A 26,787-nucleotide genomic window follows, 5' to 3' on the forward strand; every position below is an offset into this window, starting at 1 on the left:
CTAATCACCTTCTTCTTTCAATCTATCATCGAATACACCGCGCCAAAATGCATTCAGTTGATTCTCTAAATCGTCAAGATTGACTGACCCATTTCCTCTGGCCATAGCTGTAAGAAACCGATCTTGATGCTCGTTTTTGATGCTTAACAGAACCTCTTCTGACTCGGCTTTCAAAATATCACGCACATCAAAGCCCAATAAGAATGCGGTTACTAGCTCGACGTCATAATCGAACTCTTTTGGTACATAATCCTCCCAAATTCGGTCTTGATGGATCAATTGGTACTTATTCAGTAAAAGAAGAAAGTCACTCGCGTCTTTTGAGTTTTCATTTCCGCGTTCGCCCCAAGCGATCAGTTTCATCAACGCAATTCCCGGTAAAGATGCAACGTTGAATGCCAAACCATCAATTTCAACCTGTAGCGAAGATTCAAACGCCTCTTTAAAGCCAATTACGGACATCGTTTCTTCGTGTTTCGGTGGCCACTGTATACGCCGTTCTGCGTCTTCCAAGGCGCCAAATGGTAAAATATCCACTGGATACCCCGACTTTGGCTCACGTAGACGGTGTACCAAATCAGTTTCAGTCAGTCCTGAGCTGATTAACGACGCCTTTATATCTTCGAACTGGCCCCAAGTATCCACAAAAATGGCTGTATCAATATCAGCTGTCGCTCGACCAGGCGCGTGTCCGAAAATTCCATGCATCACAATATCTCTAGCGGTTGCACCAGCTATGAAATACGGGATCTCCAATGCATTAGTAACTTTAACTACTTCCGTTAACGCCGTGATGAACTCTTGGTTAAGGGAGTGTTTTAAGGTGTAAGTATCTGTCATTAATAATCTCCGCAACTTCCCTATTTCGTCCGTCTTGAGTTGCAAGTAACTCTGCAATGGTAAGTAATGCTCTGCCCTTTTCAGTTATCTTCAATTCGTCTCCCCAAAATGGTCTGCAAATCTGCAAACGCGGAGCCTTGGGGTTAGCATTATTGAACTCATAGCCTTGAATTTGACTCTTTGAGTACAGGAAAAGGTTTTGAGGATGTAGGTAGTTGGTTAGTTCTGCGGCTGCAGCTTCCCCACCCCAAATTGCACCGTCTGGTAACTCGATGGCTCTCCAATCTAAAGGCGGTGGATAAGGAATTGCTCTTTGCTTAGAACCAATGTGCTTGTAGTAGCTCAACAACCAGTCATACATAAGGCTATTTTCATCAAAGAATCTACGCTTCAATTTATCCTTTTGTATGTGATTTTTCTCTATCAAAAACTTGATGGCCTTATTTGCCATGCTTACTGAGATGCCTGCTTTCCGAGAAATTACCTCATAGGTTGATTTCAACAATGCCGGTTCACAGATCAAAGCAAATACGCATTTAACGATGCCTTCCGTCATCGCTACTGGTTGTTTTGCCATTACATCGCTTTGATAAGGTTTTGTAATCAGGATATACAGTTCGTCATTAACAATCCGAATGTTACCTGATTCGTCAATATAGTTGATGCCAAGGTTTTCACATTCATCCTTGAGGAAATCAGATAGCGTGTTCGTGACGAGCACATATCGGCCATCTATTTGCGTATTAGCTTTTACATTACGCAGAGACTCCTTTCTATGAATCCGCTTAAATTCGACTTTTAATCGATGATGTCGTTCACCTAGCCAAATTATCAGGGTCCCATCGAAATTCTTGTTCTGGGCAAAGTTGAAGTCGGCTTTCCAAGACTTTGGCAACCTTTCTGTGAAGTTAGTAAGTTCTGCCTCGATACTCATTTACACAAAATCCAATTTTACATGAATCATGTAAAAACTATAAACGTGTAATTTCAGCATGTAAAGAGGAAAGCATAATTATTAAATGGCATGAAAAGAGTAACTTATCATTTATGCAAGAATCATAACTGTAAAATTTGTATAGCAGTTGTTAATCAAAGTACCGTCATCAATAACCTTAAAGAACTACAGCAATCCCCTATTTCTACTTAATGTATGTAGCACTCAGGACTGAACAAGACAAAGTGCCTACTAATGAACATCTGCTTCAAGTTCGCCTAACATCGGATGATCCCTTCTCAATTAGATTCCTTTATTAGCAATAAGTACCTATAAATATCATTACATAATCACCTCATTACTATTGATTCTCATTTACGATCTCATTCGCATTTAGTGGTGGATTATGAGGTTTATTAATGGTTCTAAGGATTCTTAGCTCGCTCGTTATAACTTACTGCATGTTTTCAGTACAATACAGCGTAGCTGCTTATCAGGGTACTAAGACATTACCTTCTGAAGTCCTATTGAAGAACAAAAAAGGAATGTCTATCAGTTATTTTCGGTCACAAATATTACGTACCGACCAGAACAATATTGCTACAGGTGAACATACTTACGAAGTTAGACTCCCAAGTGACGCCGTTTTTTCTATCAAGGTCGATAATCATCTAATCAGTCCAGGCGAAACGTTTAGATCATCAAGAAATCTTGAGAATGGCGTTTTAACATTTGATGTATCTCCTTTAGGAAAAAATGACATCGGTAAAGTTGAGTATGAGGTATACATCCCTAACCTATACTCCATCGACGACCGATTTTGGGAAGTCTTTGACCCAACTTATACAGATTGGGTCGACTCTGGCCAGAATGTGGATTACGAGGACTGGCTTCCTCCCCTAGCCCAACAGATGACCGACTTCACTCAAACCCGTCAATACAAAGACGTGTATACCCGTGAACGACAAGACCGAGACAAAGACACAAACGTCGGGGAGATCCGTAATCACGGTGACCCAGTAACCGAATATGACCATCGTCCAAATTCTGAATCGAGAGATGTTAAGGCAACGGTCGACTCATATGTGAATACTGGTGACCTTCATGACTGTGGCGAATGGGTGCCACCAGCTTCTGAAACCTACGCAGGGCTTATGGTCGACCAGTCATTAACCTGCCAGCAAAACCAAACTCGAACTTGGACTTACAAGGTTGGAGGTGATGCGATTGGCAGTCATGCTCAAACAAAGAGTATCGATGACATCAAATATCGAACGGTACCAGGCACAATGAACCCTTGGTTATCCACTGCATCCGAATTTGGTGAATGGAAGGATGTCGATGCTCCACATTCATATACTTCTTGGGAGCCACCAATCGTTGCTCAAACAACGGACTTTGTTCAGTCACGAAGCTACAAGCAAGATCAAACACGAACTGAGCAGAAGCAACAGAAGAATGCAGTTACGGGTGAAATTAGAAGTGTTGGCGAATTGAAGCTAGTCTTTCAATCTGCAACCTTCAACGAGCAACGGACGATAGCAGTTTCGGTTAGTGGTTGGAACAATTCAGGAAGCGCATACAATTGTGGAGAATGGACCCCGGCGACTAACACAATTAACAGCGGAACACGGTTCACTCAAACGCAAGGCTGCACTCAAATGCAGGTTAGGAACTGGACTTATAAAGATGGTTCTACTTTGATTACTACACGACCAGAAAATAGAACAATAAGCCTCTCTCCTAACAGATCAGCTGTTGGGACCAAAGCTAACCTTAGACTTGTTAAAACGGCAACTTATCACACATATCGTGGCGAATTAAATTATGAATTATCAATCGCAAGACAAGACGGGGATACAATCATCAATTCAAGTGCTTACGATGCACAAGATGGAAAAGCATGCTCACCAGAGGGTTCTGGATACACTTACTATACAGTAAAACACCCTAATGCATATTTTGCGCTGTATACTTGCAAACGATAGGTTAAAAGCTATAAAAAATGGAGTCTTGAACTCCATTTTCCTTCTAACGCAATTTGAAATTACATAGCTTGTTTCTTTGGCTTAAACTTGCAGTATATGTACAATCCGATAGTCGCAAGCACAAGCCCAGTAAATAGGTATTGTGTCAGCTTGTACCCAATATAAATAGTCATTAGTACCGCCGCGCCCCAAAACAGGTATTTAAGCTTCTTCACTAGCTACATCCTTTGATTGTTGTGTTGAATTCACGAACAAATAGTCTCTTAGTTCATTCGGTTGGTATACATATTGTGCTCGACATCTATAAAGCGGCAACCCCGCGCTTTTACATGCGAGCTCAACAAAGTCGTCCCGATCTTTTCGTGATTTCTTCTGATGTCGGAGGACATTAAAGTTTGAAACTTTTCTATTTCCGAAGTGCGTTACTATCGTGGCTAAAAGAACCCAATACTGACAATAAAGATCGACATGATCTGCACCAGCAAGACTGGACACCTTGCTAAGCGACATATTGCTGTTCAAAGTTGACTGGGCTTAAATACCCAAGAGCACTGTGCCTTCTTGTCCGATTATAATCAACCTCTATGTACTCAAAGATCGTTTGACGCATCTCGCTTCTTGTCATGATTGGCTCATATTGAATGGCTTCAACTTTCATTGAATGGAAGAAGCTCTCGACACAAGCATTGTCCCAACAATTTCCTTTCCTACTCTTACTTTGCTTTAGATTATAAGCGGCTATCTGATCTCTATAATCTTTAGAGCAGTACTGGCTACCACGGTCACTATGGATGATAACTTGTTCTGGGAAGCCCCGTCGGAACAACGCCATTGATAGAGCATCACTGACTAGTTTTGCAGTCATGCGAGTATCCATAGACCAGCCAATCACTTGTCTTGAGTAAAGGTCGATAATTACCGCCAAATACAGCCAGCCTTCACTCGTCGCTAGATAGGTGATATCACCAGCCCACTTCTGATTTGGGGCTGAAGCGTCAAAGTTCTGAGCAAGCAGATTCGGGGCTACAGGCATTTCATGCTTACTGTCTGTCGTGCATTTGAATTTTCGGGCAGCTTTCGGCGTTAAATTCTGCCGCTTCATACTGGCTGCAATGGTTTTTACGTCGTGCTCATCACCGTTATCAGCCAGTTCCTTTTGAATTCGTCTGGAGCCGTCTCGTGCCTTGCTGCTATCAAAAGCTTTCTTGACCTTACAATCAAGCTGTTGACGAAATGTCTCACGATTCGTTGTCTTGTGGCGGTGCTTAATCCAGTAATAAAACCCACTTCGTGAAACATCGAACACTTTAACCATACTGGTTATACGGAAGTTTAATAAGTGTTCGAGCATAAATTCATAGCAATCTATTTTAGATGCTTCGCGAAATAGGTGGCGGCCTTTTTTACGATTTCTAGCTCCTCTGCTTGCTCAGCAAGTAACCTTTTGAGCTTAGCGTTTTCAGCAGCCAGTTCTTTTTCTCGATTACTGGTGTTGGTATCTTTCTTCGAAGCCTTTCGCCATGCATAGATTTGAGATTCATGCAGCGATAACTGTTTTGCAGTGGCAGCCACACCAATCTTTTCAGCTAATTTAAGGGTTTCAGCTTTAAATTCAGGAGTGTGTTTGATTCTTGTATTCTTGGTTGTCATTGTTCACCTCGTTAGTGATTGTACTCACTTAACTCGGTGTCCAAAACTGCTGGTGCGGATCAACACTTAGACTCAATCAATGTGGCTATCCAACGAAAGTGTGACAACAAAGTTTGTCATTACTGAGGGAACATGACGGGATAAGTACCAACCGATTCTGTCATGCCTTTATATTCTAGTATTCATATCGTTCAACTGCCTCACACATCGATACTCATTGATTGGGATTGCTTGATTCTCATCTCTCGTGTATTGAGCTTTTCTCTTTTCCAGATAGTCTGGATGGTACTGATACTCACGGTAATGTTTTCTTGTTTGAGTAGTTTCATCACTTGTATCGACGTATTATGCGGGTTGAGCAACGTTAACTCGATAATCCTATCTTCGGTACTCTCTGGGATTGCGTTTTTACTGCGTTTCAGTGGCTTATTAATTCGCTTAAGACCGAGTGGCCCTTCCTCCTCCATTATTTGCTGATAGGTATATAAGGTTTGGCGTGAGCAACCTAAGATACGAGCGGCTTTAGAGACACTACCAAGCTCTGCAACCAACTCCAGAGCCTCTATTTTACGTTGTACCTCTTTGCCGTATTCGTTGCATTTACGTGGCTCTACTAACTCAGTGATGTCTAACCGTCGATGACCGAAGTAAGCAGAGAAGGTACCATCGAACTGACATCGTATTTCTACTTTTTGGTTCTCTATGGAGTAACGTACTGGCGAGTCGATAACGTACATTTTGCTATCAAAGCTAAACGTGTGGTCACGTCGTATCGTTCGATACTCTTTCTGTACGCAGATGCTGTTAAGGTCTAGGTCAGGTGGCAACGACTTGAACGCAGAGCTCGATTTAGTCGCCTGAACCATCACATTATTCACCCAGTATTTGGGGATAAACTCCTCTTGCAAGTATCGGTTTGCGCTCTCCATGTCAGCGATGTTATTGAGGCGCAGTTCGGGGACAAGGCGGTCTTGGAAGGTGTCGAAGGCTCGTTCGATTCGTCCCTTCCCTTGAGGTGAGTTGGCGAAGATAATTTCGATACCGAGTTCATCACAAGCTCGCTGCATTTGCGAGAAGTTGCTGCGTTTCGGCCCACCAAAGATACCTGCTCGATCCACGTAGAGAGTTTTGAATATGCCTCGCTTTTCAATATAAGCTCGCATCACCTTCATACAGCCTTCGGTGGTCTCTGAAGGGAAGAACTGCGCATGAATATCACTAGTAGCGTCATCAATGATGGCAATCAAGCAAGACTTCTCATCACCAAACCAGCGATGAGGGCTGCCATCCATTTGCAGCATAAGCCCAGGCAACGGCATACGCTCTCGATACTTCCTTACTCGACTTCTACGGCGTTTAGAACGCTTCACATGGTGAATGTCATGAGCCCAAGAACGCAACGTTTCACGCTTAATCGACAGTCCTTCATTTTTGCTCAGAAGCTCCGAGAGATGTTGAAGATTAAAGTCGTAGTACTTGGTTTGAATGAGGGCTTGAACCTCCTTCTTGAGTGACTCAGGGATTTTATTGATGGGAGCACGACCAGTGTTACCATGAACCACGAACCGAATGCCTTCCTTGCGATAGCGACTCAAGTAACGTTCAACGGTTCTTCGTGATTTTTGCAGTAATTGCGTAGCACTATTAATAGTAATTTTGCCATCAATGACTTTGCTAATGATATCGACAGTAAACTGTGATTTTGAATCCATATAGAACATCCTTAGCACCCTTTAAAGCTCATTTGATTACTTTAAAAAGTACGCTAAATCAGTCCCGACATTTTCCCTCGGTAGTTAAGGTAATGACAAAGTCGCTTGGTAATTAAGGTACGACAGAATCGCTTGGTGATCACAAGTGTGACAACAAAGTTTGAAACTCGCTTTTGGACATAAACGCGTTAGATTAATGACTCTAACGCGCTTATCTGAGATTAGATAAAGTATCTTGAAACCTTAAACACTTGTTATGTGCGTAGCCGAATCTTGCGCTTAGTCAGGAACAATGATTACCCCTAATTGCTCCAGTAACTGCTCCTGTTGCCACGAGCATATTTTTACACCTGTAAGATCAATCTTTCGAGGATCTAAACCATAAAGCTCTGAATGACTTAAATCACAGCCTTGTACTCTAAACTGTTCCCAGCAGTCTTCTGAAAAAACGCCACGACTTAAATCTGATTCTTTAAATGAAGCGCCTCGAAGATTTGCACCAATCCATCTATTTTCGAACAGGTCACATTTTTCAATAAGCTGCTGCTCAAAATTGGCATAGGATAAGTTACAACCTGTTATGTATGCAGAGCAAAAGTACATTTTATTCGAAACCTGATTTACAAAACTAACTTGGCTAAAATTTGCCCCTTTAAGATCACAATCTCTCAGTTCAATACCAAAGCAATTTGCCCCCTTAAAATGGGACATTGAAAGCTGACAATCTTTAAATGAAGCATCTCGAAGATCAGCATAAGAAAAATCGCACCCTTCCAGTGCCCCCTGCTCTATGAAAGTACAGTTAATGAACTGTGTATCTCGAAGGTTTGAGCGCTTAAAATTACAATGTATAAAAGTACAATTGCTAAAGATATGTTCTTGCAAGTCCTGATGTGAGAAGTTCACTTGATTATATAATTGCTTTGATTTTTCCATGCTGTAGCTCCAAAAAACATTTGATTTGAAGACTACCATTTACCTGAAAGTTCTCAACAAAAACAAAACCAATAAAAACAGACACTTAAAACACCCCGTTTTAGCCAAGATAAGGCATCAAAATGGCATTTTAAAGGGTGCTAATTCAAAATAAGCGATGCGGCCAGCTAGAAAAAAGTTTTGGTGAACCTGGTGAGTTTTAGAGAAAGCACATAACGCTTTCTATGCGGCTTTTAGCCGTCTTTCATATTCCTATGATGCAACCTTTTTAATACCCCATCAACGTGTAATCAATAGGTTAATGAAAGTTAACGGAGGTTAGATTGCATGATGCCTTATAATTTCAGAAAAATGCTGCTACCCAAACTCCTTCGGATAACTTTTGATAGGGGAAAGTACTGTGAACTAAGTGAGCGAGAACTTTTGATCTGAATTGTTTTGGGGCAAAATCGTCTCAGAGAAGAAGGCAAACTACGACAAATGGCACCGAAAAGTTTCGCACTTTATTGTCATAGTTCTAATCTTTATTGTTCGAGTTTCAAACTTTGTTGTCCACCGACATCTGATGTGAACTGTCATCTAACTCTATGGCCGCTACGTAAGAAAGGTCTGTTCGCAGGCAAAGAACAAAGTCAAAATGCTTACTTGATATTTTGGCAAATAATCGTGCGGAATCCTTACGATCGAGCCCTTTAGTGGCATAAAGTACATCAGCAATTCGCACCTTACTCATTACAACCAGTTCGTCTGGTACCACACTTTCCAATACACTGTCAACGCCAGTTTAAAATTGACCCACTTATCGACGTTATCGCCGAAGTAAAACTGACCCACCCACGTAATTAACTTCTACTTTCAGATAGATTCTCTAGAACCGTTGGTATGGTTCCAGCCGCCTTCTTTCCTCGTAATCGATAGCTTTCTCCATTGATTTGTACGATGTGCGAGTGATGAAGAAGTCTATCCAGTAACGCCGCCGTCAGTGTCGTATCGTCGGCGAACGCATTTGACCATTGAGAGAACGGCAAGTTACTGGTCACGATAATGCTGCCTTGCTCGTATCTTTTAGCGATGACGTTGAAGAACAAGTTCGCCTCTTCTCTGCCGAACGGTAGATATCCGATTTCATCGACGATAAGAAGCTTTGGAGCGAGCACGCTTCGTCTCAGGTAGCTTTCAAGCTTGCCTTGAGTTTTTGCTGTAGACAGTTGAAGCATTAAGTCTGCTGCTGTGATGAAGCGTGTCTTTAGACCCTTTTGAACCGCTATTTGACCAAGGCTCACAGCAAGGTGGCTTTTACCAACGCCACTTGGGCCAAGTAATATCACGTTTTCCTTTCGCTCAATAAAGGCTAACCCTGTTAGCTCCTTAAGCTGTTTTCTTGGAGCGCCTGTTGCGAACTTGAAGTCATAGTCATCGAATGTTTTCTCCATAGGGAAGCTGGCGAATTTGGTCAGCGTGGCTCTTGTGCGTTCAGCTCTCGCATCAAGCTCTGCGTTGAGAAGTGACTCTAAGTAATCGGCTAGGCTGAACTCACGACTATTAGCGACTTCTGCCAGTCTTGGCCAGTCCTGACCTATAGCTTGTAACTTCAGCGCTGCACAGGCCGCTTCGATGCGATTCATTTGAAGGTTCATACTCGTACCTCCAACAGCGCGTCATAGGTTGAGAGTGGGTGTTGGAAGCTCTCAACTGGCATTACATTATCACCCATTGTTAGCGGTACCATTAGGCGTGTCGGTGACGGGAGGGGTTGAAGTGTAAAGCGCTCTTCATCTAAGAGAACTTGAGGCTTTGTACCCGTCGTACCGTGGATCCGTTGGTGAGCGACGGTTTCTAACCACGCGCCGATATGCCCATTAAGAACATCGACGGTGACTTTAAGTCCGTGTTGTTTGAGTGTCGCTGCAAGCGGAGTAACGAAGCTACTTTTTAAGTAAGAGTTAAATCGCTCCACTTTCCCTTTGGTCTTTGCGCGATAAGGGCGGCAAGCTCTTGGTTTGAAGTTGTACTTCTTAGCGGCAGTGAGCAACATAGGATTCCATCGGTGTTCACCTTCACCGTAAGCATCTCGTTCTATCATGATGGCTTTTGCATTATCGAAGAGAACTTCTTTGGGTACGCCACCGAAGTATTCAAACGCTTCTTCAAGACCTTCAACCCAGTCTTCTTGTCGCTCTCGCTCACAAAAGCGAACGAAGGTCGCTCTGCTATAACCAAGCGTTGCAACGAAGGCTTTAACACGTACGCCGTAATGCGTGATGGTAGTGAAGTCGACCTGCACCTGCTCACCAGGCTTTGTCTCGAATCGAACCACGGGGTCGACTGGCGTGCTAGGTTTGTATTGCTTGATGTGCTCCTTGAGCATCGTTATACCGCCCTCATAGCCAAGCGCTTTTAATTCACGTAGTAGGACTGTTGCTGGTATCCAATACGGTTTTGCTGCGTCAATGCGAGTACGCAAGTAGTCATGGTATGGCTGAAGTTTAGTTGGTCGCGATTGACGCTCGGGGTACACGAGGGCTTTGCTTCTATCACGGAGATAGTTACGAACGGTATTCCTTGAGATACCCAAATCCTTGGCGATACGGCGGATGCTGCACCCTTGCTGATGTAAAACATGTATTTCCACTAGTTGCTCCTGATTGATCATAATCCGCCGCTTTGTCCATTTACGAACGGATAGTTTGCCTCAAGTGGGTCAATTTTAAATCGGCGTTAGTGGGTCATTTTTACATCGGCGCTGACAACACCATAAAAACTTCTTTCTGCTTTAGTAAGTAACCCGCTTTTCAGCGTGTAATCGACCAGGTTACCGTCTGCATCTTTCAAGGTGTAATTGCTTGAGGTTGGTATGTTTATCAACTTTTTGACCTGTTCCCAGCCAAACATGACCACCATACCAATCAGGGCCAGCACTAGACATAAAATAGGATTAGTGAACACCAAGCCAACCGTTGCGAGGGCAATGATCCCAAGTCCTACTTGTAGATTCGTTATATTCAAAACAAACTCCAATAAAAAACCGCCCCTCAAGAGGGACGGTCATAGTTATTTTTTACGAAAGCCGGTACATCCATTTTTCGTGTGGTTTACGCAGCCCCAAAATGGTTTGCCTTCGAACTTCCCTTTAGAAGCTATGCGAGTCACCATAGTTAAACCGCATTTTGGGCATTTAGGCGCATTCCCTTTAGTTCTCACTTTGTTAAAAACCAAAACTGCGAACGCAATCCCAAGACCTGCAATAACAAGAAATGGCTGTCCAGCTAGAAAACCAGCGATGTCTAGTTCCATATTAAGACGACGCGCTGATCGCCTTGCCTGATTTAAGCAATTGCACTTTATTCTGAGTGATAGATTCAAGATCTTTTAGCGGAGTGAATCCACTCTGTTTAAAAGCATTCTGTGCCGACTGGTATGTAGCACCGATAATGTCTAACGGCACAATACGAGGCAGATTGTCAGTTTTGCTAATACGCTCAGAAAGGTAGTCTTCAAAGTATTCTCTGCATGCATTTTCGTCGACAGCATTAGCAATCAAGCTGCCAGAACAACGAACGTAGCTTGCTACACCTTTGGTGTCCATTTCTAGAATTGGTCCCGGTTGTTGCATAGACAAGCCGAATGCAGAAACGGCAACAAGAGTACCTAGTAGGAATACCCCTTTGCGCTTACTAAATGAATACCACTTTTTGTCATTGTCCTCTTGTGACATTGCGAGTGTGTTTTCTTGAACGTTTTCCAAGGTAGAACCCCTTTTTTCATACGTGTGTAGACATAAATGTCTAGTTAGATAAAACCCATATGCATTCATAACGCTAAAGTTTTATCACGAAGTTTTTCAGAACGAAAAGTCTGATAGATTTTATCTCATTCTATAACGCTAAGAATTGATATTGTAGTACTATCTAGCAGCACTTAATTTTGAAAAGGTATGATTGTGAAAAAATCCACCACTCTTTTACTCGTAGGGACAACTACTGCCTTGGCCATCATTGGCGCCGGCACGTATGGTTACATGGCCATAAATAGTAGTTACGAAAAAGCAATAACGAAACTTGAATCAATTGAAGGCATTTCTGTAGAAAGCCACCAGCTCTCTATTGGATTAACTGGCAGTAGTGCAAATACAGTGATAAAGATTTTGCCAAAGGCGTCAGGCGTTTTAGGTGAGCAGTTAGCATCTGGTGAGCCAATCATCCTGGAAGCGACTCATACTCTCGGATACTTTTCATACCCTTTTGAAATAAAACACGACATTCATTTCGATGAACATACGTCGCAGCTGGTGGCTGACAATTTGAATGTAGAAATCCCTAAAGGCGAACACATGCCGATACCGGGACAAATCATGACTAGACACAGTGTAAGTGGTGAATTTGATGTCATAGCTATGACTGATCACATCAACTATGGTCAGTTATTAACTATCAGCCCTACTCGGATTTACTTCACTTCAAACCGCGATGGCAGTGATGCAATTTTAAAGACAAATACTGACTCAATTAATATGAGCAGTAGTGGTAACACCGGCAGTAAGATGGAGTTAGACGGCATCAACTATCAATGGCGTGGTTCTCTTACCGGGTGCAAAACTATCTGTGAAGGTAGCCAAACCATCACCGTAGCGAGCTTTAAGCAACTTGACTACAACAATGCCATCAATCTACTTGCGTCTAACGTTGGCTTGTCATCAAGTACATATATCCAAGATGAGAAATATCATTTCACATTCAATGGCATTGCAAAAGAGTTAGAGAACAACGTTATACAGTGGAAAGATGTCGGCCTTACAACAAGCGTAAATGACGTAAAGACTAGTGCCATTGACGAGTTTAGCGACGAATTAAAGGTTGTCATGCAGTCGAACACACCAAATTTTCTCGCATCAAAAAACATGGAAAAGATGTATGCAAGATTGCTTGAGACTGGTCTAAAATTCAACATTGATAAGATGGTGGCCTCTACTGATAACGGCAATATTGCTACTGAACTTCATGTTGACTTACCAGAAGGGAAAATGCCTAACCTGTTGCTCAACCCTCTTGGACTAATCACAGTAATTAAAGGTGACCTAGATGTTCAGATCCCTGCTGCCGAAATTGACAAAGTGTTTGGTATAGGTGCTGCTCAATCTGCAAGCCGAACTGGATTTGCACTATTAGGTAACGATGGCGTATTCAAGACTACAATCAAAATATCTGACGGTGAAGCAAATGTTAACGGCCGTGTAATCCCGCTTTGATAAGGGTATTTAATTCAAAAAGGCACGTTTAACGTGCCTTTTTGATCTCACAAAAACAAAAGCTCAGAGAAAGTACATCTAAATCGTACAACATATTCATCAGTCGAATTTAAATAACCTCATAATATTCAAGTAAGTTTTTTATAGTAGGACTCACTGATGATAGAGCTCACTCTTAAATTTATAGGAATGCTATCCCTCGCTGCAACTGCATTACCTATGACATCTTTTGCCGCCCATCAAGGGACGCTTACGTTACCCTCAGAACAGTTTCTAAAAGATAATAATGGTAAGCCGCTTGGCTATTTCAAATCCGATGTACTGAGGACTTCTCAAGAGAACATTGCAACCGGAATGCATGATTTTGAGATAAGAGTACCTGATGATGCACCTTTTTCTATTAGGGCTGATAGCAGGGTGATCAAACCCGGTGATACTTTGGCAATGTCAAAGGAGCTAAATAATGGTGTGCTCCAATTTGAAGTCGCCCCATTGAGAAAGCAGGATATTGGTAAGGTTGAGTACGAGGTCTACATCCCTAGCCTCTATTCGATTGATGACCGCTTTTGGGAAGTCTTTGACCCGACATATACCCCGTGGGTCGACTCTGGTCAGAATGTCGATTATGAGAGCTGGCTACCTCCCCTTAGTGAACAGATGACCGACTTTACGCAAACGCGCAAATACAAGGACGTGTATACGCGGGAACGTCAAGACCGCGACAAAGACACCAACGTTGGGGAGATCCGTAATAACGGTGAACCGGTAACTGAATACGATTACCGCGCTGCGTCTGAATCAAGAGATGTGAAAGCATCCGTTGACGCATATGTGAATACCGGTGATCTACATGACTGTGGTGACTGGGTGCCACCAGCCGCTGAAACCTATGAAGGGTTGACCGTTGACCAGACATACACCTGCCAACAAGACCAAACCAGAACGTGGACTTACAAAGTTGGAAGCGAAGTGATCGGCACTCACCCTCAACTACAGAGTATTGATGACATCAAATATCAGACTGTACCAGGCTCTAAATATCCGTGGCTAAGTACGGCATCTGTTTTTGGTGAATGGACAAATGTTGACGATCCATATTCCTATACCTCTTGGGATCCAGCGATTTTCAACCAAACGTCCAATTTCACCCAGTCACGCAGCTACAAGCAGAATCAAACTCGTACTGAACAGAAGCAACAGAAAAACGCAGTAACCGGTGAAATTAGAAACGTTGGTGCTCTGCAGGACAACTCTCGGATTAAAACTGTTGATGAACAACGAACAATAGCTGTATCAGTATCAGGTTGGTCGAACTCTGGCGATGTATACAGCTGTTCGGCTTGGTCACCAGATACAGGAACGGTGGCCAAGGGCACAGCTTTTACTCAAACTCGGAATTGTTCTCAAATGTTAGTACGAACATGGTCATATAAAGATGGTAGTACGATTGTAACGACCAGAAATGAAAACCTTGTATCGAATGCTAGTCCTACCCGCACTGCTACTGGGACTAAGATTGTTTCAGGCAAGTGGGTAACCACCACTGTGATCGAAAATGTACCTCAGTATGTGATGATGGATATAGCTCAACAAGTACGAAATCAAGGTTACCAGGCTACCAGTACAAATACTGAGGTTAAAGCTGGTGCAACATGTAGTCCAATTGGACTCAAGAAATATACAGCCTCTGGTGTTTATGGACCAGTGGGTTTTCCTGGTTATTACGTGAGAAAACACGACTGTAAATAAAAGCTGTTTAGAAAAACGATTAACAGGCGTATATAAATACATGCGCCTGTTAAATGATATAGACAAAAGGCACCGAAGGTGCCTTTATAATTAATAGTTATCAGCTTTGCTTTTCTTTTTGACGATCTAGGAAAAAGCTTTCCATGCTGGTTTTCGTGTTCTTAATCCATTCAGCATTATCACAGTCAAATGACTGTTCTGCAGTGTTATACAAGGCATCCAGATCAGAAGTGGATACAATATGTGTTAGTGCCGTGAAGAAGCCAAAATAGGAGTTTGTTTGTCCAATGTTCATAATTTCAGCTTCTGTGAATGGAACACCACATTCATTTTCTCTTTTAAGGCCAACCATCTTAATGGTGCGTGAAATTGTTGGGCTAATCTTGTCCACTTCTTCAAGTTTTGCTTCTACTGCAGCTGAAATAACAGTTGCTTCTTTTTCTCCGGGTTGTTCCTCAGAAGTACTACCGGCATGAGTTGAGCACCCCATAATCGTGCTGGTGGCTAGTAGGGCAACGTACAATGATTTTAACTTCATGTTTAATCCTTTGAGTTAAGCTTTTCGACTTGAACACGGCAAATAAGCGCATCAGTGAACTGCTGAGCGAGGTCTTTTAACCGAGCTTGTGATTTGAGTGGGCCAAAGCTGTATTCAGCCATAACGGGTTGAGATTGTGGTTCAAAATTTCCTAAAGGATTGCTAAAGACCACTCCGAACCATTCGCGGCCAAGAATCGTAATGTCGCCTTTCTTGAACTGGACAAATCGTTCAGATTCAAAATCGTGGCAGTTATCTATGGCAATTTCTTCATCTAACGGTTGCTCTACTACGGCAAGATTGAACATGTAGGTTGTTCCACAGTGTTCGCAATCCATCACTGAATATGACCAACCTATCCCCTTCGCTGGTTTACCAACATCAAGGTTAAGCCAATCACCATCTACCCCCTTTACAAGCCCTCCACATTCCCTGCACGGTAGAGTCACATCATTGCTCGGAATTACCGATATACTGTCAAATGTATCGAGCATCATTTTTCCTTAGTTGTTTCGTATAAGAAGTAACTTGCTGGGGCTAGAAGCTCGTTTTTCTCCGGTGGAAACGCAACAAGGCGGTAGTTATCAAGCAAGCGAGATTGTTGACCATTACAAGCAAGAACCGTCAGATAGTTTCCATCTGTAATCCCACCATCAGCACCATCTAGCATCCCTTCGATTGTCAAAGGACAGTCACTAAATCGATAATCGTTTGGCTCAACTACAAATTCCGATTTAAAACGAACAGCATCATTTTTGTAGAGAGTGATGGAATCAAACTTAAGAGGAATTAGCTTGCTTTGGTCATAGTCTTTGATGTCACCGGTATATCCGATGAACGTAGAGCGGAAAACACCAATTGGGTTTTCAGACAAGAGTTGCCCGGTGGCCATCGCTTCCTGAGCTTGCAATTTAATCCATCTCCAGATGTTTTCGACTGACGATGTGTTCAGGGCAACACCTGCAGAAATGATCAGCGCAGCACTAAGGGCAACTTTGTGCTCTTTTACAAACTGACGTACCTGGTCACTTTTCGTAGTTGGTATTGCACTCTCAATTTGCTTTAGTAAGTGGTCATTTTCCTCAATACTATTCGTCTGACTTCGCAAACTACGGCCTGCATTCAATTCAGAACCCATTTAATACGCTCCAGCTGCTGTTTATTTGTGTAGATACTAAGTTGTTGGTAAACTTCTTGCAACTTCAAAGAACAGCGTATTCAAAAATGACAGAATTAACTTCGGATGAAATCAAAAAGCTAAAAGTTAAACGTGACCGACTTGCTACAGGTGCTGTTATCGGTTTGTATTGCCTATCTATTTTTTCTCAGTCGATCTACGGCTTGCTTTTTTCAAGCCTTTTCCTTTTCCATTTCGCTGCGCTTTACATGATGATGGATCGAAAGAAATTATTCGGTGTCGACATCATGTACCTACTCCTTCCTCAGTTAGCTAGTGGATTTGTGGCGTTCTTCTTGTTGAACTCCAACGTAACCGGTAATGCATTTGAATTAATGAAAGACATTGACTTAACAATCTGGTTCGCTTGCGGCATCGGCCCTGCTTTCATACACCGTGGCTTCAACCATTACTTAGGATTAACCAAGAATGGTCATTGATATATCGATCGATGACGTTGCACGCGGCACAACGGTTGCCCCAATGGTTATTGAGCAGTGTGTTGAGAAAGCAGCTGATAAGCTCGACTTCGACTCTACATTGATGATGGCAATATTAGATGTCGAACGGGGAAAGAAAGGCACCGTTTCTTATAACGAGTCGAATGGTTCATTTGACCTTGGACCCGGGCAAGTGAACACAATCCAGTTTGAAGAATACTGGTTCAAGCATGAGTACCCGACCGTTACTTGGCAAAGGCTCAAAGATGATGTTTGTCTTAATCTTGAGGTCGCTGGCCGCGTGTTGAAACAACGGTTGAATGAGCTAAAAGATGGTCAAAGTGTATGGAATGCTGTTGGGCATTACCATTCTAAGACGAAGACATATAAACTGATTTACCTGCAGAAAGTAATGAAAGCATACCGCATCCGAGCTGAGAAAGAAGGTGCTGGTTTTAATATAGTACGTGAATAATATATTGATGCCGACCATTGTAGGTTCGAAAAAAAAAAGAGAGTGGCGCAAATCGCACTCTCTTTTTGTTTTTTACCTGTACCAATTCAATTATGTATCGAGCTAGACATTAATTTTTGCATTCATCGCAGCCAGTTCGATGTCACTGCTATCGTTACTTTCACTAAAAGTGATCTCGATAGCGCCAGCATTACAAATCACGCCACCAAGTGCCTCCCTTTCGAGATTGCTAAACTTAAGCTCGGTGACAACCACTACAAGTGGGCTAGGTAGTAGTTTAGGTAGTTCCTTGTCAGTAGCCGCGATACCTTCCCGAATAATTTTCTCTAAGGCGTACCTATCGTTATGTAGAAGTTCAAGTACGGTATCTTCTAGCGAAATGGAATGCTCCTGTCCTCTCCACTTCATGAAGATTTTCGAATCATAGATGCTCAAGACCAATGGGGAATTTTTAGCATTCTTATTCAAGCGGTTAGTAATACGAAGAAAGATCGAAAGCACTGGAACTATTAGAGCAAAGGTAAATAGTGATCCCATGAAATCTGCTGCCAGTGTTTGGCCGACAAAAATGTGAGTATGCTTTAAGTCGATATAACACAGTACAATTAAGATAGACATCGCATCATGAAATTTACGGTTAATTACCAAAATCTTATCCTCACGTTAACGACAAGACGGAATCTTTAAGGTCTTTGGAAGGTTTAAAATGAACTCTTCCACGATAACCTGTGGAAACTGTCTCACCGGTTCGCGGATTACGTTTAGTGCCTGGTTTGTAGATGACTGGGGAAAAGGTACCAAAGCCTCTTATCTCTGTTCTTTCGCCACGCTCAATACCACCAGCGATTTGATTAAGTACCACTTTAATTGCCATCTCACATTCATCGACAGATAGATGATTATTTTTTTCCGCTAGTTTTAGAGCTAAGTTTTTTGTAGAAATTTTTTCAGTTTGAAACATACAACTTCCTCTCCATTCAATCACTACTACAAATTCTACACTTAGCGTATGCATTCAATCAATGAAAAGGTATCATAGAATTCAATACTTTCTGGTTCACGGACGTGCTACGGAAAAAACTCATAATAATCAACACAACATCCGTTTTAAGAAGCCTGTAATTGCCAAACGGACAGTTTGCAAAGACAAAACTCTTCGTATGAGATCTACAACTTGAAATCACCCCTGTATCAAATGTATCCTTAACCACACATTCAATAATTAGCGTTTTCAATATGTCTACAGAGTCATCTACTTCAACAAGCTTTCAATTTACTAAGGAAGCTAAATCTAACGTTAACCAATTTCGCAAAACTACTGGTCTAACTCAGCCTGCGATCATCAACAGAATTTTGGAGAAGGTATCTATAGCTGACGTTAAGGAATGGTGTGCCGACCTAATTGAAGAAAATGAATCAAAAAAAGAAGAGTCGAGAATTCGTGCTAACCAAATGCTAGAGCTAAGTAAGCTTCCATCAGACGTGTTGCAAAGCTTAATTGCATCACAACAAGTTAGTGCTTAAAAATGTCACTTGGTGATGAACGAAAGCAATTTTTTCAATTGGCAACAGAAGCCGGCATGATCGATGACTTATCATTGTTTGCTAAATACTTTGGTCGATTTCAAAGCGCTTCTATCGAACTGGCAGACGGTCGTTCTGCCAGTTATGAAATACCAAAAAATGTAAGACTCCTCCCTATCGATGGTTACCGCCCAGTCTCAGAGCTGTCTGCTCAAATGACTAATTCAAAGCAACCAAGTAACAATTCTTTAAACGATTACGCAAAAGTTAGAAGTAAGTAATCCCCAATATTTTAATTACCTTACCTACTGCTATATACTCTCATTCGGATATAAGTAATTATTTGAATAGAGGTGAGCAAGGTGGCTAATCCAAAAGAAGCAGTAGAAGACTTTCAAGCTGAATTCCTAAGTGTCATGAGTAGAATCCGACGTATGCGTAAGTATCTCAAGCCGGTCGACTCTACAAGCATGATAGCTATGAAGGAGCGCTTAGAAGAACTAATCCTAGAACGTCAGATTGAAGAAGAAGAAGAACGCAAGGCTCAAGACGAAAGACAGCGCAATATCGAAGAAATTAAAGAGATTATGAAAGCGCGTGGTTTGTCTGAATCTGATCTAACTAGTTCTAAGCCACAAGAAGTTGCAGCTAAGAAAGAAGCTAAGAAGCCTCGCAAACCGAAATACTTGCATATTGACGGTGAAGGCGAAGAACATCGCTGGAATGGTAAAGGTAGAACGCCTAAGTACTTTGCTGATCTTATCGAGAAAGGTGTAAATATCGATAAAGATTGCCTGGCTAGAAACTTAGAACCAGAAGACGAAGAATAAGTCGAATTGGCCTCCAGATGGAGGCCTTTTTATGTCCACTATTTCCAATTCTTTACACTACTTTTCTTTATGACCGTCTATCAACCATGCAATAATAACTACACTTATTGAATGCGTAGTATGGTGTGATATTGGATCTTTATAAAACAAAACCTCAAGTGCTCTATCGACGTTCATTCGTTTTACTGAGCGTTTCCCTTAGCTTGGTATCTACGTACAGTTATTCATTTTCAACTGAGCAAACAGATGACTGGCAAAAGGAAATACTGGCACAAGTACAACGCCAATCTAAAGCTGTTCAAGAGAATCAAACTCAGCAATCTAAAAGTACAATGAGCCAGGAAAGAATGGACCAGATAATTGGACAAGTGAAAGAGATTGCAACCGTCAAAGGTGAATTCCAATTACACCAAGTTCAACGCTACTGCCAATTTGAAATTAGTAGCTTTTGTTCATCGAGTGATGGAGACACTCAACACTTACTAAAATGCCTGATCAAACAGAAAGAACGTGTATCGAAGCAATGCAGCAGAGTTATTTCTGACAACAATAGAGCTCAACCATCCCTTGCTGATGAATGGCGCCACGACATCTTAATTCCGGCCGGCAGCACATACTTTGTTGATCCTGTGGACAAGAGTCTAGGTGTGAATCTATCGCGCCCTAGCCGATACATGAACATCCCTATCATTGGCCAACTCAGTTGGTATGAGGGTGGTGCAATCCGCTCATATGTACCAAACCAAACACCAGTTCAGTATGGACAACTAGTATTTGCTGCAAATCAGGAAATTACATTGTTTCCTAGCGGGCAAATCAAAAGTGGCGTACTTAGCCAACCGATTGTCACACAAAATCAGAGTTTTAGTGCTGGGCAAATCATTACACGTGACAGTGACAAACAACCATTTCGCTCACTTAAATAGTTATCCACTTTTTCTGTGCAAAGACCTGTGAATAGAACCCGGAGTACCAATGAAACTAAAGCGTCATCAAGAGTTACAAGGCAAATTAGCAAACCTCGTAAAATCTATTACCGTTCCAATAGAAAATAGCAGTGACGTAGCCAGCGCTATTTTTTCACTTTTCATGGGTATTGGTTTCACTATATACCTGTTTAACAGCTGGTACATTGCCAAGGATTTAACTGAGCTATCTTCACCCCTTTACCTTACGCTAGTGTGCTTTATGAGTTTCAATTTCACTATGCGCCCAGTCACTTCAATGTTGCTTGGCAGTAAGCTCTCAAATCACAGTATGATTCTGCAGTTCCTAGCTACATTTTTGATTCTTAATGTTATCGAGAATGATTGGACTTCTATCATTGACGCGATCTTATCTAATCAGTCATTGTCGATAATGATTTTTGCCGGGGTTATTCTCGCATATGCTATCAACTATTTGATGCCTATTCGTGTCATGTACTCGAATCTTGGTGAATGTCGAATGGCAGAAGCAAAGTTAGTGAAAACTCAATCTTCACCATTCCCAACGAAGCGTGACATTAATACCGCGTCCATTCATGAAGCAGGCCACGCCCTAGTGTTCGCTGCAGCTGAGGGGATACCTGACAGCTTCAAAGTGACAATTAACGATAAAAGCAGATTGGACAGCACTCTTGGCCAAGTATCCTTCGCGCGCCCAGGACACCTCCTTAATACTGGTCCTGAACTCGAATTTGAAATTCTCTTGAAACTTGGAGGGCTATGCGCAGAACGTACTGTATTTGGTGAACACGCAGATGGCGGTGGCAGTGACATTGAGAGGTATCAAAGTGTTGCTCGACATTACCTGAATTCAGGTTTTTCAAATCTACCCTACTTCAATGAGCCACAAACACTGTTGGAAACGGAAGTGAACAACCAGTCTATCAATGAATTAAAAGATGCCTATACAACAAAGCTGGTGGAATTCATGGATAGTAACAAGATCCTATTAGTTGAACTGTCTGAGTTGCTTAAGGAGAAGAAGGTATTGAGAAAAGAAGATTTAATGCCATTCTTTGGCCGCGCTACTATCCCGGAATGGATGCCGGCAGTGAATTTTAGCGAATAAGGATTTACAACCAGCCTCGCAAATTGCGAGGCTGGCTCTTTTAGAGTGTTAATGAAAATTCTAAGTAGGCAAATTAATAGAAAAAATCATGCGGCAATTTTGGGATTTTTCCCTTGCAGCATTTTTTGTATTTCTTACCAGATCCACAGTAGCAAGGTTCATTTGGGCCCAGCTTGTCTTGTTTGATGTGAGGATTCTGTTTTTTCTCCGGTTCCATTGCCACAAACTGCTTTGCAAACTTCTGGATTTCAAACATCCCATGCAACATCATCCCTCTTCTACAACCCTCTTGTGCCGCTTCCTCTATCAGCGTGTGAGCTAAAGCATCATTTTGCGGCAAATAATCCCCACTTAGATATTCCATAGCCAATGTGGATTTTGCACTCCGGGCGCCCTCTTCAACTGCTCTATTTAAATATTCATAGGCACGCTTTTGATCAAAATGAGGGTTAGATTTATCTTTAAAGAACTGATAAAGGGATAGGTATACGCCAGGTTCTACACCATCAATACACATTTCAAAGTACTTCAACGCTTCGTCATACTTCCCCTGATTAAAATAGAGTTCTTCTGCGTAAAATAACTGTGCCGGTTCAAATCCGCGCTCCGCAGCTGCTTTAAGCCTCCCAACCTTCTTTTTGATGTTTGCATCAGTGACTAACTCTGCAGTTAACGCATAGTTGAACAGCGCTTCAAGGTCTGCGTGTTTCGTAATATAAGACTCACGGTTGGTTTCATCTAATTGGCCATAGATTTCCTTCTCAACCGTTATGTTGGCACTTAAAGTACAACAAGCATCAAAGAGGCTCATTGCCACAGCTCTCATTGATTCAGAGTGAGCTGAGTCATTTGCTGAAACAAGTAAGCTGCCCCGCTCACTTTGCTCATTGGCGGCATTATCGACCAACAAAGCTGCTTTCATTTTTGCTTCAAAGTCGCAAGTAAGAATCCCTTGAGCAACTACCTTTTGAAACTCTTGGATAGAAAGCTCGAGCATTACAACCTCACCCAAACGGATGCTGCTGTCTTCGAGACGTATTACATCCTCAAACAAAGAGATTAGGTGTTTACGCCCCTGTTCGACCAACTGAACCATCATTTCTTTCTGTTCAGATGTATCACGAACAGCGTTACCATCTTTTGGCACATCACGTTCAATATGAGCACCTTTGTTGCCCAGGATACGCACTTGATGAAAGCTGTCTTTGGTCGTCTTATTGATCAGTTGTGAGTCAAATAGTGTATCAATCCGAGTGATTAAGTCAGTTCGGTCAAACTCAACTTCATGCCGGTCAGCTAATTGAGTGAGCATCGCATCTATAATGTGGCGGTACTGGATCAGAGAGTAATCGGGTATGCTTTTTGCGAATTCAATCGCCTTGCCATACAGATCACCAACTTCTGACGAAATCAGGTAACTCAGCTCTAAATCGGTTATTGGTTTCATCTGTGGCATGAATGGTTCGTTCCTTCTTAAACTCAATATTTCCACTAATTTATTCAATTGTTCAAATCGCACAACTTGTTGATGGAAATTCTAATATGCATGTAGATATGAATAAACTTTAATATTGTGTGAAATACTGTTTTGTTACCTTTCGCATGATTTCAAAGGTTTGAATCCAGTTTTATTGCGAAACATAACACTTACCGCACATGACTTATTCTGAAATACCTCTATAATACTTCACGTTCAACATTTAGCGTTGAGAGTATGATTAGTAATGCAACCGCTAGAGGAAATATGAAAGAGAAAATCGCCGTCGTGCCTGGTGCATTCAACCCGCCCACTATTGGCCATTCGCAATTGATAGAGAGCTTGAACAATTACGATCGGGTGTTTCTAGTGCCAATTCAGGCTTACGCTCGTAATGAACGACTGACAGATTACAGAATCCGAATTGATATGCTTGAAGCTTTCCTATGTGACATATCAGCTCACAACGCCTCAGTGCACGCTATAGAGCATTTAATTCACTCTGATGGCACCTACGTAAAAACAAGTCAGGTGATTGAATACATTGAATCTGAGTACCCTTCTGCAGATGTAACTCTCGTTGTAAAACCCGAACTCATTGCCAAGTTTTCTACATCGAGTGATACATCGCACCTAGTCGGCCGCATATCTTTGCTGGTAAACCCTGAGATCAGCAACATTAGCAGCTCAATTGTTCGTGAGAAAAGATTCCGCGACATCGACATTAGCGAAGATATTACCCCGTCTGTCCACCAGCTTGTTCATACCAAAAATTTGTATGTTGATTTAGCCGACTCCTTGTAAAACCCTCATTTTTCAGGTATAAAAAAGCTCGCCAAATAGCGAGCATTTTTATTGAATTTCAATCACTTATTTAAACTATCCTTCAATGCTTTTCCAGCTGTGAATGCAGGTACACTCGCAGCCTTGATCTCAATAGCTTCACCAGTCTTTGGATTACGGCCTGTACGGGCAGCGCGCTCATTTACTTTGAAAGTACCAAAACCCACAAACTGCACTGGTTCTTTAGCTGCCAGCGATTCGGTAATGCCTTCTAGCATTGCATCCAGTGCGCGAGCTGCTGCTGCTTTAGAGATGTCTGCTTTTTCAGAGATAACTTCTACTAATTGCGTCTTATTCATTTATGTTCCTTGATTATCAGGGTCTAAATTCAGTTCTTGTATTAAAACGCTATTCATTGAATCGTGTCAATGAATTCAATAAATATAGCGTTTTTCAATTATTCGACAGTGCTTAAAGTGTTCAAATAGGCACTTAATCGGTCCATTAAATTCAATATGGAAACGCCATATGAAAGATAGTAGGCTTCTTCGATCACTAGCCTTTCATTTTTTAGGTACAGCTTAATGTTTGGGTGAGCCTCATTCATGGCCATTACCGTTTCACTGTCAAACATCAGGTGCTTTGGCATAACCGAGCGTAGTAGTAAAAAGTCCGACTTTGTTTCCAGATCCCAGTCGATATGCTGACTCAAATTAGACACCTGAATTTCAACATCTAGGTCAACAACTTTTATCTGTAAGTCTCGACCACTGGGATTAAAGGAATAGCGTAACCCACCCTCACCGAATTCAGACGTCACGCTTGAAATAAGGCTTATCATATCTTCGGGTGAAGCTTCTTCTAATTGACCATCAGCATCAAATTCCTTCAAAGCGAACTGAGGAATGATTCCCTTGATGTTTATTACACCCGTAATGCTTTCATTGATCATGCATTATCACCTTCTCAATCAATAGGTTTCAATTAACCCGTATAACATGTTCAATACGTCGTATCCGAGCCAAACGGCTATTGCAACCGTTGCTAGAACTGTCGTAAATAAGTACTCAATGAACCCTCCAGTCCTAAAACATATTGGGCTTCTAATTTTAATTGTCAGTGGCCAAAATAGACGAACTCCCGCAGGTGTTAATGCATCTCCTATTAAGTGGGCGACAAATCCAAAACATACCGCAGCTGCTATACCTAACTGGCCTGCTAGAAAATAGAAGCAAGCGGCAAGTGCCCAAATTGAATGTGTTATACCGCGACTGTGCGTATCTTCACTCCAAGGAAGCAAAGCACGATCTCCTTGCAACCAGCTTAATGGTACAGAGATAAACTTCACTCGCCGTCCCATAATGCTCTCAGGGCAATCGATGTCAGGAAGCAATGAGCCGAAAAGCACCGCTACGAACATTACAGCTGATTCAAACGGTTGCGGTTGGTAATTCAATAGGTACGGCTCAGCCAATAACCAAGCCGCACCAGCGCTTATGACATGATTACGTCCGATCACGGTTAAATCTTGCTTTCAACAGTTTGAATTAGCGATGTAGCAGATGCTGTTAACTCGTTATTTCGAGTGTCATTCTCTGCTTTCGCTTGCTTACTAGCTGCTGCCTCAGCCTTGGCCTGTACTTCTGCCTCAACCTCTGCTTTTGCCTTTGCAGCTGCGGCAGCTTTATCTACTTCCAATTGGTGGCGTTCTGCAGCACGGCGGCGCACTTCGGCTTCAACTTCCTCATAGGCTTTGGCTGCTGTAGCTTGAGTCGTATCGCCAGCCTTACGAGCGAGGATCTTTGCTTGGTTCTCGTATGACAAGTGCAGAAGTGTGTAAACGGTGTATTGGCCGTCGATCAGTACAACTTCATTTTTGACGGTTGAAACACCAACAATATCTGCAGAATCAACAAACTTCGTCACTACTGACTCTGAATCTGACTCTACATTACCGTTAGATCCTGCGCGCATAAATGCACGTTCACGACCAGAAACCTCTTGGCTTAGGTTTTTAGCTAGAGTGAATTCAGCATTCAATTTTGCATGATTCATTGAGAACTGTAGGTTATTGCTGGTGGCAGTACCAACAGCATAAATGCCTTGATCATCGTTCTGTGGTGCATTTAGGAACCAGCTTGGAACAGAATTAAACTTCTGCTCTTCTTTGCTGTATTTCACCTGTTTTTCTTGTTGTAGCTTCTCTTGATACTGCTCTGTAGGAGTACTCGAACAACCAGCCATAATGATTGCTGCAAGTAGAGAGATAGCCGATACGTTTGTTTTTACGAATGTCATAACCATTTCCTTTTCGTTGGATTACCGGACAATCATCAACTCAATGTCAGATCCCGCAACCCCCCAAAAACCAATTTTTTTAAAAAAATTTATACCGTGTATTGCCAGCATATCCCGCAGATCAACTGCCCAGGAC

Annotated in this window: 33 protein-coding genes; 11 read left to right on the top strand and 22 right to left on the bottom strand. The window is 42.1% G+C overall.

The window, feature by feature from the left end:
* Both R7Z50_RS13970 and R7Z50_RS13975 read right to left on the bottom strand, forming a co-directional pair.
* Positions 1 to 840 carry a nucleotidyl transferase AbiEii/AbiGii toxin family protein gene (locus tag R7Z50_RS13970; protein WP_017190683.1) on the bottom strand — a complete coding sequence of 280 codons (840 nt, stop codon included), beginning with the start codon at positions 838 to 840 and terminating at the stop codon, positions 1 to 3.
* Positions 806 to 1,774 carry a type IV toxin-antitoxin system AbiEi family antitoxin gene (locus tag R7Z50_RS13975; protein WP_017190684.1) on the bottom strand — a complete coding sequence of 323 codons (969 nt, stop codon included), beginning with the start codon at positions 1,772 to 1,774 and terminating at the stop codon, positions 806 to 808. The genes R7Z50_RS13970 and R7Z50_RS13975 overlap by 35 nt, the downstream gene beginning before the upstream one ends.
* A 545-nt stretch (positions 1,775 to 2,319) precedes the next feature.
* On the opposite strand from R7Z50_RS13975, the gene R7Z50_RS13980 reads away from it, so the two are divergent.
* Positions 2,320 to 3,762: a hypothetical protein gene (locus R7Z50_RS13980; RefSeq protein WP_318149134.1), complete on the top strand. Its 1,443-nt coding sequence runs from the start codon at positions 2,320 to 2,322 to the stop codon at positions 3,760 to 3,762.
* 59 nt (positions 3,763 to 3,821) lie between these two features.
* On the opposite strand, the gene R7Z50_RS13985 is transcribed toward R7Z50_RS13980, so the two are convergent.
* From R7Z50_RS13985 to R7Z50_RS14020, 10 genes are all read right to left on the bottom strand, one after another.
* Positions 3,822 to 3,977 carry a hypothetical protein gene (locus R7Z50_RS13985; protein WP_017190686.1) on the bottom strand — a complete coding sequence of 52 codons (156 nt, stop codon included), beginning with the start codon at positions 3,975 to 3,977 and terminating at the stop codon, positions 3,822 to 3,824.
* The gene (locus tag R7Z50_RS31585; RefSeq protein WP_079324508.1) at positions 3,964 to 4,272 is read right to left on the bottom strand and encodes a DUF2726 domain-containing protein; all 309 of its coding nucleotides are present in this window, start codon (positions 4,270 to 4,272) and stop codon (positions 3,964 to 3,966) included. The genes R7Z50_RS13985 and R7Z50_RS31585 overlap by 14 nt, the downstream gene beginning before the upstream one ends.
* Positions 4,262 to 5,412, bottom strand: a protein-coding gene (locus R7Z50_RS13990; protein ID WP_114145628.1) for an IS3 family transposase whose coding sequence is annotated in 2 segments (ribosomal slippage) — positions 4,262 to 5,169 and positions 5,169 to 5,412 — 1,152 coding nt in all. Because the reading frame shifts where the segments join, the coding sequence is not laid out codon by codon here. Before R7Z50_RS13990 ends, R7Z50_RS31585 begins: the two co-directional genes overlap by 11 nt.
* Positions 5,413 to 5,612: 200 nt before the next feature.
* On the bottom strand, positions 5,613 to 7,133 hold the full coding sequence (locus R7Z50_RS13995) for an ISNCY family transposase (protein WP_082040340.1): 1,521 nt from the start codon (positions 7,131 to 7,133) through the stop codon (positions 5,613 to 5,615).
* Positions 7,134 to 7,403: 270 nt separating this feature from the next.
* Positions 7,404 to 8,060 carry a quinolone resistance pentapeptide repeat protein QnrVC6 gene (locus R7Z50_RS14000; protein ID WP_032495607.1) on the bottom strand — a complete coding sequence of 219 codons (657 nt, stop codon included), beginning with the start codon at positions 8,058 to 8,060 and terminating at the stop codon, positions 7,404 to 7,406.
* Between the two features lie 538 nt (positions 8,061 to 8,598).
* Positions 8,599 to 8,817: a DUF2726 domain-containing protein gene (locus R7Z50_RS31590; protein ID WP_411979503.1), complete on the bottom strand. Its 219-nt coding sequence runs from the start codon at positions 8,815 to 8,817 to the stop codon at positions 8,599 to 8,601.
* An 85-nt stretch (positions 8,818 to 8,902) separates the two neighbouring features.
* The gene (gene istB, locus R7Z50_RS14005) at positions 8,903 to 9,697 is read right to left on the bottom strand and encodes an IS21-like element helper ATPase IstB (protein WP_104216259.1); all 795 of its coding nucleotides are present in this window, start codon (positions 9,695 to 9,697) and stop codon (positions 8,903 to 8,905) included.
* A complete protein-coding gene (istA, locus tag R7Z50_RS14010) occupies positions 9,694 to 10,713 on the bottom strand; it encodes an IS21 family transposase (RefSeq protein ID WP_318124371.1) in 1,020 nt (339 codons plus the stop codon). Before istA ends, istB begins: the two co-directional genes overlap by 4 nt.
* A 65-nt stretch (positions 10,714 to 10,778) precedes the next feature.
* On the bottom strand, positions 10,779 to 11,066 hold the full coding sequence (locus tag R7Z50_RS14015; protein ID WP_318149135.1) for a hypothetical protein: 288 nt from the start codon (positions 11,064 to 11,066) through the stop codon (positions 10,779 to 10,781).
* A 289-nt stretch (positions 11,067 to 11,355) separates the two neighbouring features.
* A complete protein-coding gene (locus R7Z50_RS14020) occupies positions 11,356 to 11,805 on the bottom strand; it encodes a hypothetical protein (RefSeq protein ID WP_017190689.1) in 450 nt (149 codons plus the stop codon).
* Between the two features lie 195 nt (positions 11,806 to 12,000).
* Here R7Z50_RS14020 and R7Z50_RS14025 point away from each other — a divergent pair, with 195 nt between their 5' ends.
* Both R7Z50_RS14025 and R7Z50_RS14030 read left to right on the top strand, forming a co-directional pair.
* Complete coding sequence (locus R7Z50_RS14025; RefSeq protein WP_157782615.1) at positions 12,001 to 13,305, top strand: DUF945 family protein; 1,305 nt, start codon at positions 12,001 to 12,003, stop codon at positions 13,303 to 13,305.
* 444 nt (positions 13,306 to 13,749) lie between these two features.
* Complete coding sequence (locus R7Z50_RS14030) at positions 13,750 to 15,054, top strand: hypothetical protein (protein ID WP_318149139.1); 1,305 nt, start codon at positions 13,750 to 13,752, stop codon at positions 15,052 to 15,054.
* 100 nt (positions 15,055 to 15,154) lie between these two features.
* On the opposite strand, the gene R7Z50_RS14035 is transcribed toward R7Z50_RS14030, so the two are convergent.
* The 3 genes from R7Z50_RS14035 to R7Z50_RS14045 are packed head-to-tail and all read right to left on the bottom strand — an operon-like array spanning position 15,155 to position 16,730.
* Positions 15,155 to 15,592 (bottom strand): hypothetical protein, encoded by a 438-nt coding sequence (locus R7Z50_RS14035; RefSeq protein WP_017190381.1) that lies wholly within the window; start codon positions 15,590 to 15,592, stop codon positions 15,155 to 15,157.
* A gap of 2 nt (positions 15,593 to 15,594) precedes the next feature.
* On the bottom strand, positions 15,595 to 16,086 hold the full coding sequence (locus tag R7Z50_RS14040) for a hypothetical protein (protein ID WP_079324361.1): 492 nt from the start codon (positions 16,084 to 16,086) through the stop codon (positions 15,595 to 15,597).
* The gene (locus R7Z50_RS14045; RefSeq protein WP_017190383.1) at positions 16,086 to 16,730 is read right to left on the bottom strand and encodes a hypothetical protein; all 645 of its coding nucleotides are present in this window, start codon (positions 16,728 to 16,730) and stop codon (positions 16,086 to 16,088) included. The genes R7Z50_RS14040 and R7Z50_RS14045 overlap by 1 nt, the downstream gene beginning before the upstream one ends.
* A gap of 86 nt (positions 16,731 to 16,816) precedes the next feature.
* On the opposite strand from R7Z50_RS14045, the gene R7Z50_RS14050 reads away from it, so the two are divergent.
* A complete protein-coding gene (locus R7Z50_RS14050; protein WP_017190384.1) occupies positions 16,817 to 17,209 on the top strand; it encodes a hypothetical protein in 393 nt (130 codons plus the stop codon).
* Complete coding sequence (locus tag R7Z50_RS14055; protein ID WP_017190385.1) at positions 17,199 to 17,684, top strand: lytic transglycosylase domain-containing protein; 486 nt, start codon at positions 17,199 to 17,201, stop codon at positions 17,682 to 17,684. The genes R7Z50_RS14050 and R7Z50_RS14055 overlap by 11 nt, the downstream gene beginning before the upstream one ends.
* Before the next feature lie 102 nt (positions 17,685 to 17,786).
* Here R7Z50_RS14055 and R7Z50_RS14060 read toward each other — a convergent pair whose 3' ends face one another.
* Together R7Z50_RS14060 and R7Z50_RS14065 are read right to left on the bottom strand one after the other, a co-directional pair.
* Positions 17,787 to 18,332 carry a hypothetical protein gene (locus R7Z50_RS14060; protein WP_017190386.1) on the bottom strand — a complete coding sequence of 182 codons (546 nt, stop codon included), beginning with the start codon at positions 18,330 to 18,332 and terminating at the stop codon, positions 17,787 to 17,789.
* Between the two features lie 10 nt (positions 18,333 to 18,342).
* Complete coding sequence (locus tag R7Z50_RS14065) at positions 18,343 to 18,645, bottom strand: HU family DNA-binding protein (protein ID WP_017190387.1); 303 nt, start codon at positions 18,643 to 18,645, stop codon at positions 18,343 to 18,345.
* Positions 18,646 to 18,920: 275 nt separating this feature from the next.
* Here R7Z50_RS14065 and R7Z50_RS14070 point away from each other — a divergent pair, with 275 nt between their 5' ends.
* The 5 genes from R7Z50_RS14070 to R7Z50_RS14090 all read left to right on the top strand — a co-directional run bounded on the left by R7Z50_RS14070 (position 18,921) and on the right by R7Z50_RS14090 (position 22,093).
* Entirely contained in the window at positions 18,921 to 19,208 is a 288-nt protein-coding gene (locus R7Z50_RS14070) for a hypothetical protein (RefSeq protein WP_017190388.1), read from the top strand.
* A 2-nt stretch (positions 19,209 to 19,210) separates the two neighbouring features.
* Positions 19,211 to 19,489 (top strand): hypothetical protein, encoded by a 279-nt coding sequence (locus tag R7Z50_RS14075; protein ID WP_017190389.1) that lies wholly within the window; start codon positions 19,211 to 19,213, stop codon positions 19,487 to 19,489.
* A gap of 81 nt (positions 19,490 to 19,570) precedes the next feature.
* Positions 19,571 to 20,038: an H-NS family nucleoid-associated regulatory protein gene (locus tag R7Z50_RS14080; protein WP_017190390.1), complete on the top strand. Its 468-nt coding sequence runs from the start codon at positions 19,571 to 19,573 to the stop codon at positions 20,036 to 20,038.
* Positions 20,039 to 20,385: 347 nt separating this feature from the next.
* Positions 20,386 to 20,964, top strand: coding sequence for a hypothetical protein (locus R7Z50_RS14085; protein ID WP_139374573.1), 579 nt, complete (start codon positions 20,386 to 20,388; stop codon positions 20,962 to 20,964).
* Between the two features lie 49 nt (positions 20,965 to 21,013).
* Positions 21,014 to 22,093, top strand: coding sequence for a hypothetical protein (locus R7Z50_RS14090; RefSeq protein WP_017190392.1), 1,080 nt, complete (start codon positions 21,014 to 21,016; stop codon positions 22,091 to 22,093).
* Between the two features lie 73 nt (positions 22,094 to 22,166).
* Here the strand turns inward: R7Z50_RS14090 and R7Z50_RS14095 are convergent, their stop codons facing one another.
* Positions 22,167 to 23,597: a DUF4145 domain-containing protein gene (locus R7Z50_RS14095; RefSeq protein ID WP_318130202.1), complete on the bottom strand. Its 1,431-nt coding sequence runs from the start codon at positions 23,595 to 23,597 to the stop codon at positions 22,167 to 22,169.
* Between the two features lie 240 nt (positions 23,598 to 23,837).
* Here R7Z50_RS14095 and R7Z50_RS14100 point away from each other — a divergent pair, with 240 nt between their 5' ends.
* Complete coding sequence (locus tag R7Z50_RS14100; RefSeq protein ID WP_017190394.1) at positions 23,838 to 24,374, top strand: hypothetical protein; 537 nt, start codon at positions 23,838 to 23,840, stop codon at positions 24,372 to 24,374.
* A gap of 62 nt (positions 24,375 to 24,436) precedes the next feature.
* Here R7Z50_RS14100 and R7Z50_RS14105 read toward each other — a convergent pair whose 3' ends face one another.
* The 4 genes from R7Z50_RS14105 to R7Z50_RS14120 all read right to left on the bottom strand — a co-directional run bounded on the left by R7Z50_RS14105 (position 24,437) and on the right by R7Z50_RS14120 (position 26,651).
* On the bottom strand, positions 24,437 to 24,712 hold the full coding sequence (locus R7Z50_RS14105) for an HU family DNA-binding protein (RefSeq protein ID WP_017190395.1): 276 nt from the start codon (positions 24,710 to 24,712) through the stop codon (positions 24,437 to 24,439).
* Positions 24,713 to 24,810: 98 nt separating this feature from the next.
* Positions 24,811 to 25,305 carry a hypothetical protein gene (locus R7Z50_RS14110; protein WP_017190396.1) on the bottom strand — a complete coding sequence of 165 codons (495 nt, stop codon included), beginning with the start codon at positions 25,303 to 25,305 and terminating at the stop codon, positions 24,811 to 24,813.
* Between the two features lie 18 nt (positions 25,306 to 25,323).
* Positions 25,324 to 25,872 (bottom strand): metal-dependent hydrolase, encoded by a 549-nt coding sequence (locus R7Z50_RS14115; RefSeq protein WP_017190397.1) that lies wholly within the window; start codon positions 25,870 to 25,872, stop codon positions 25,324 to 25,326.
* Between the two features lie 2 nt (positions 25,873 to 25,874).
* Entirely contained in the window at positions 25,875 to 26,651 is a 777-nt protein-coding gene (locus R7Z50_RS14120) for a hypothetical protein (protein WP_017190398.1), read from the bottom strand.
* Positions 26,652 to 26,787: the final 136 nt, after the last annotated feature.

The sequence above is a fragment of the Vibrio sp. 1249-1 genome (assembly GCF_033340495.1).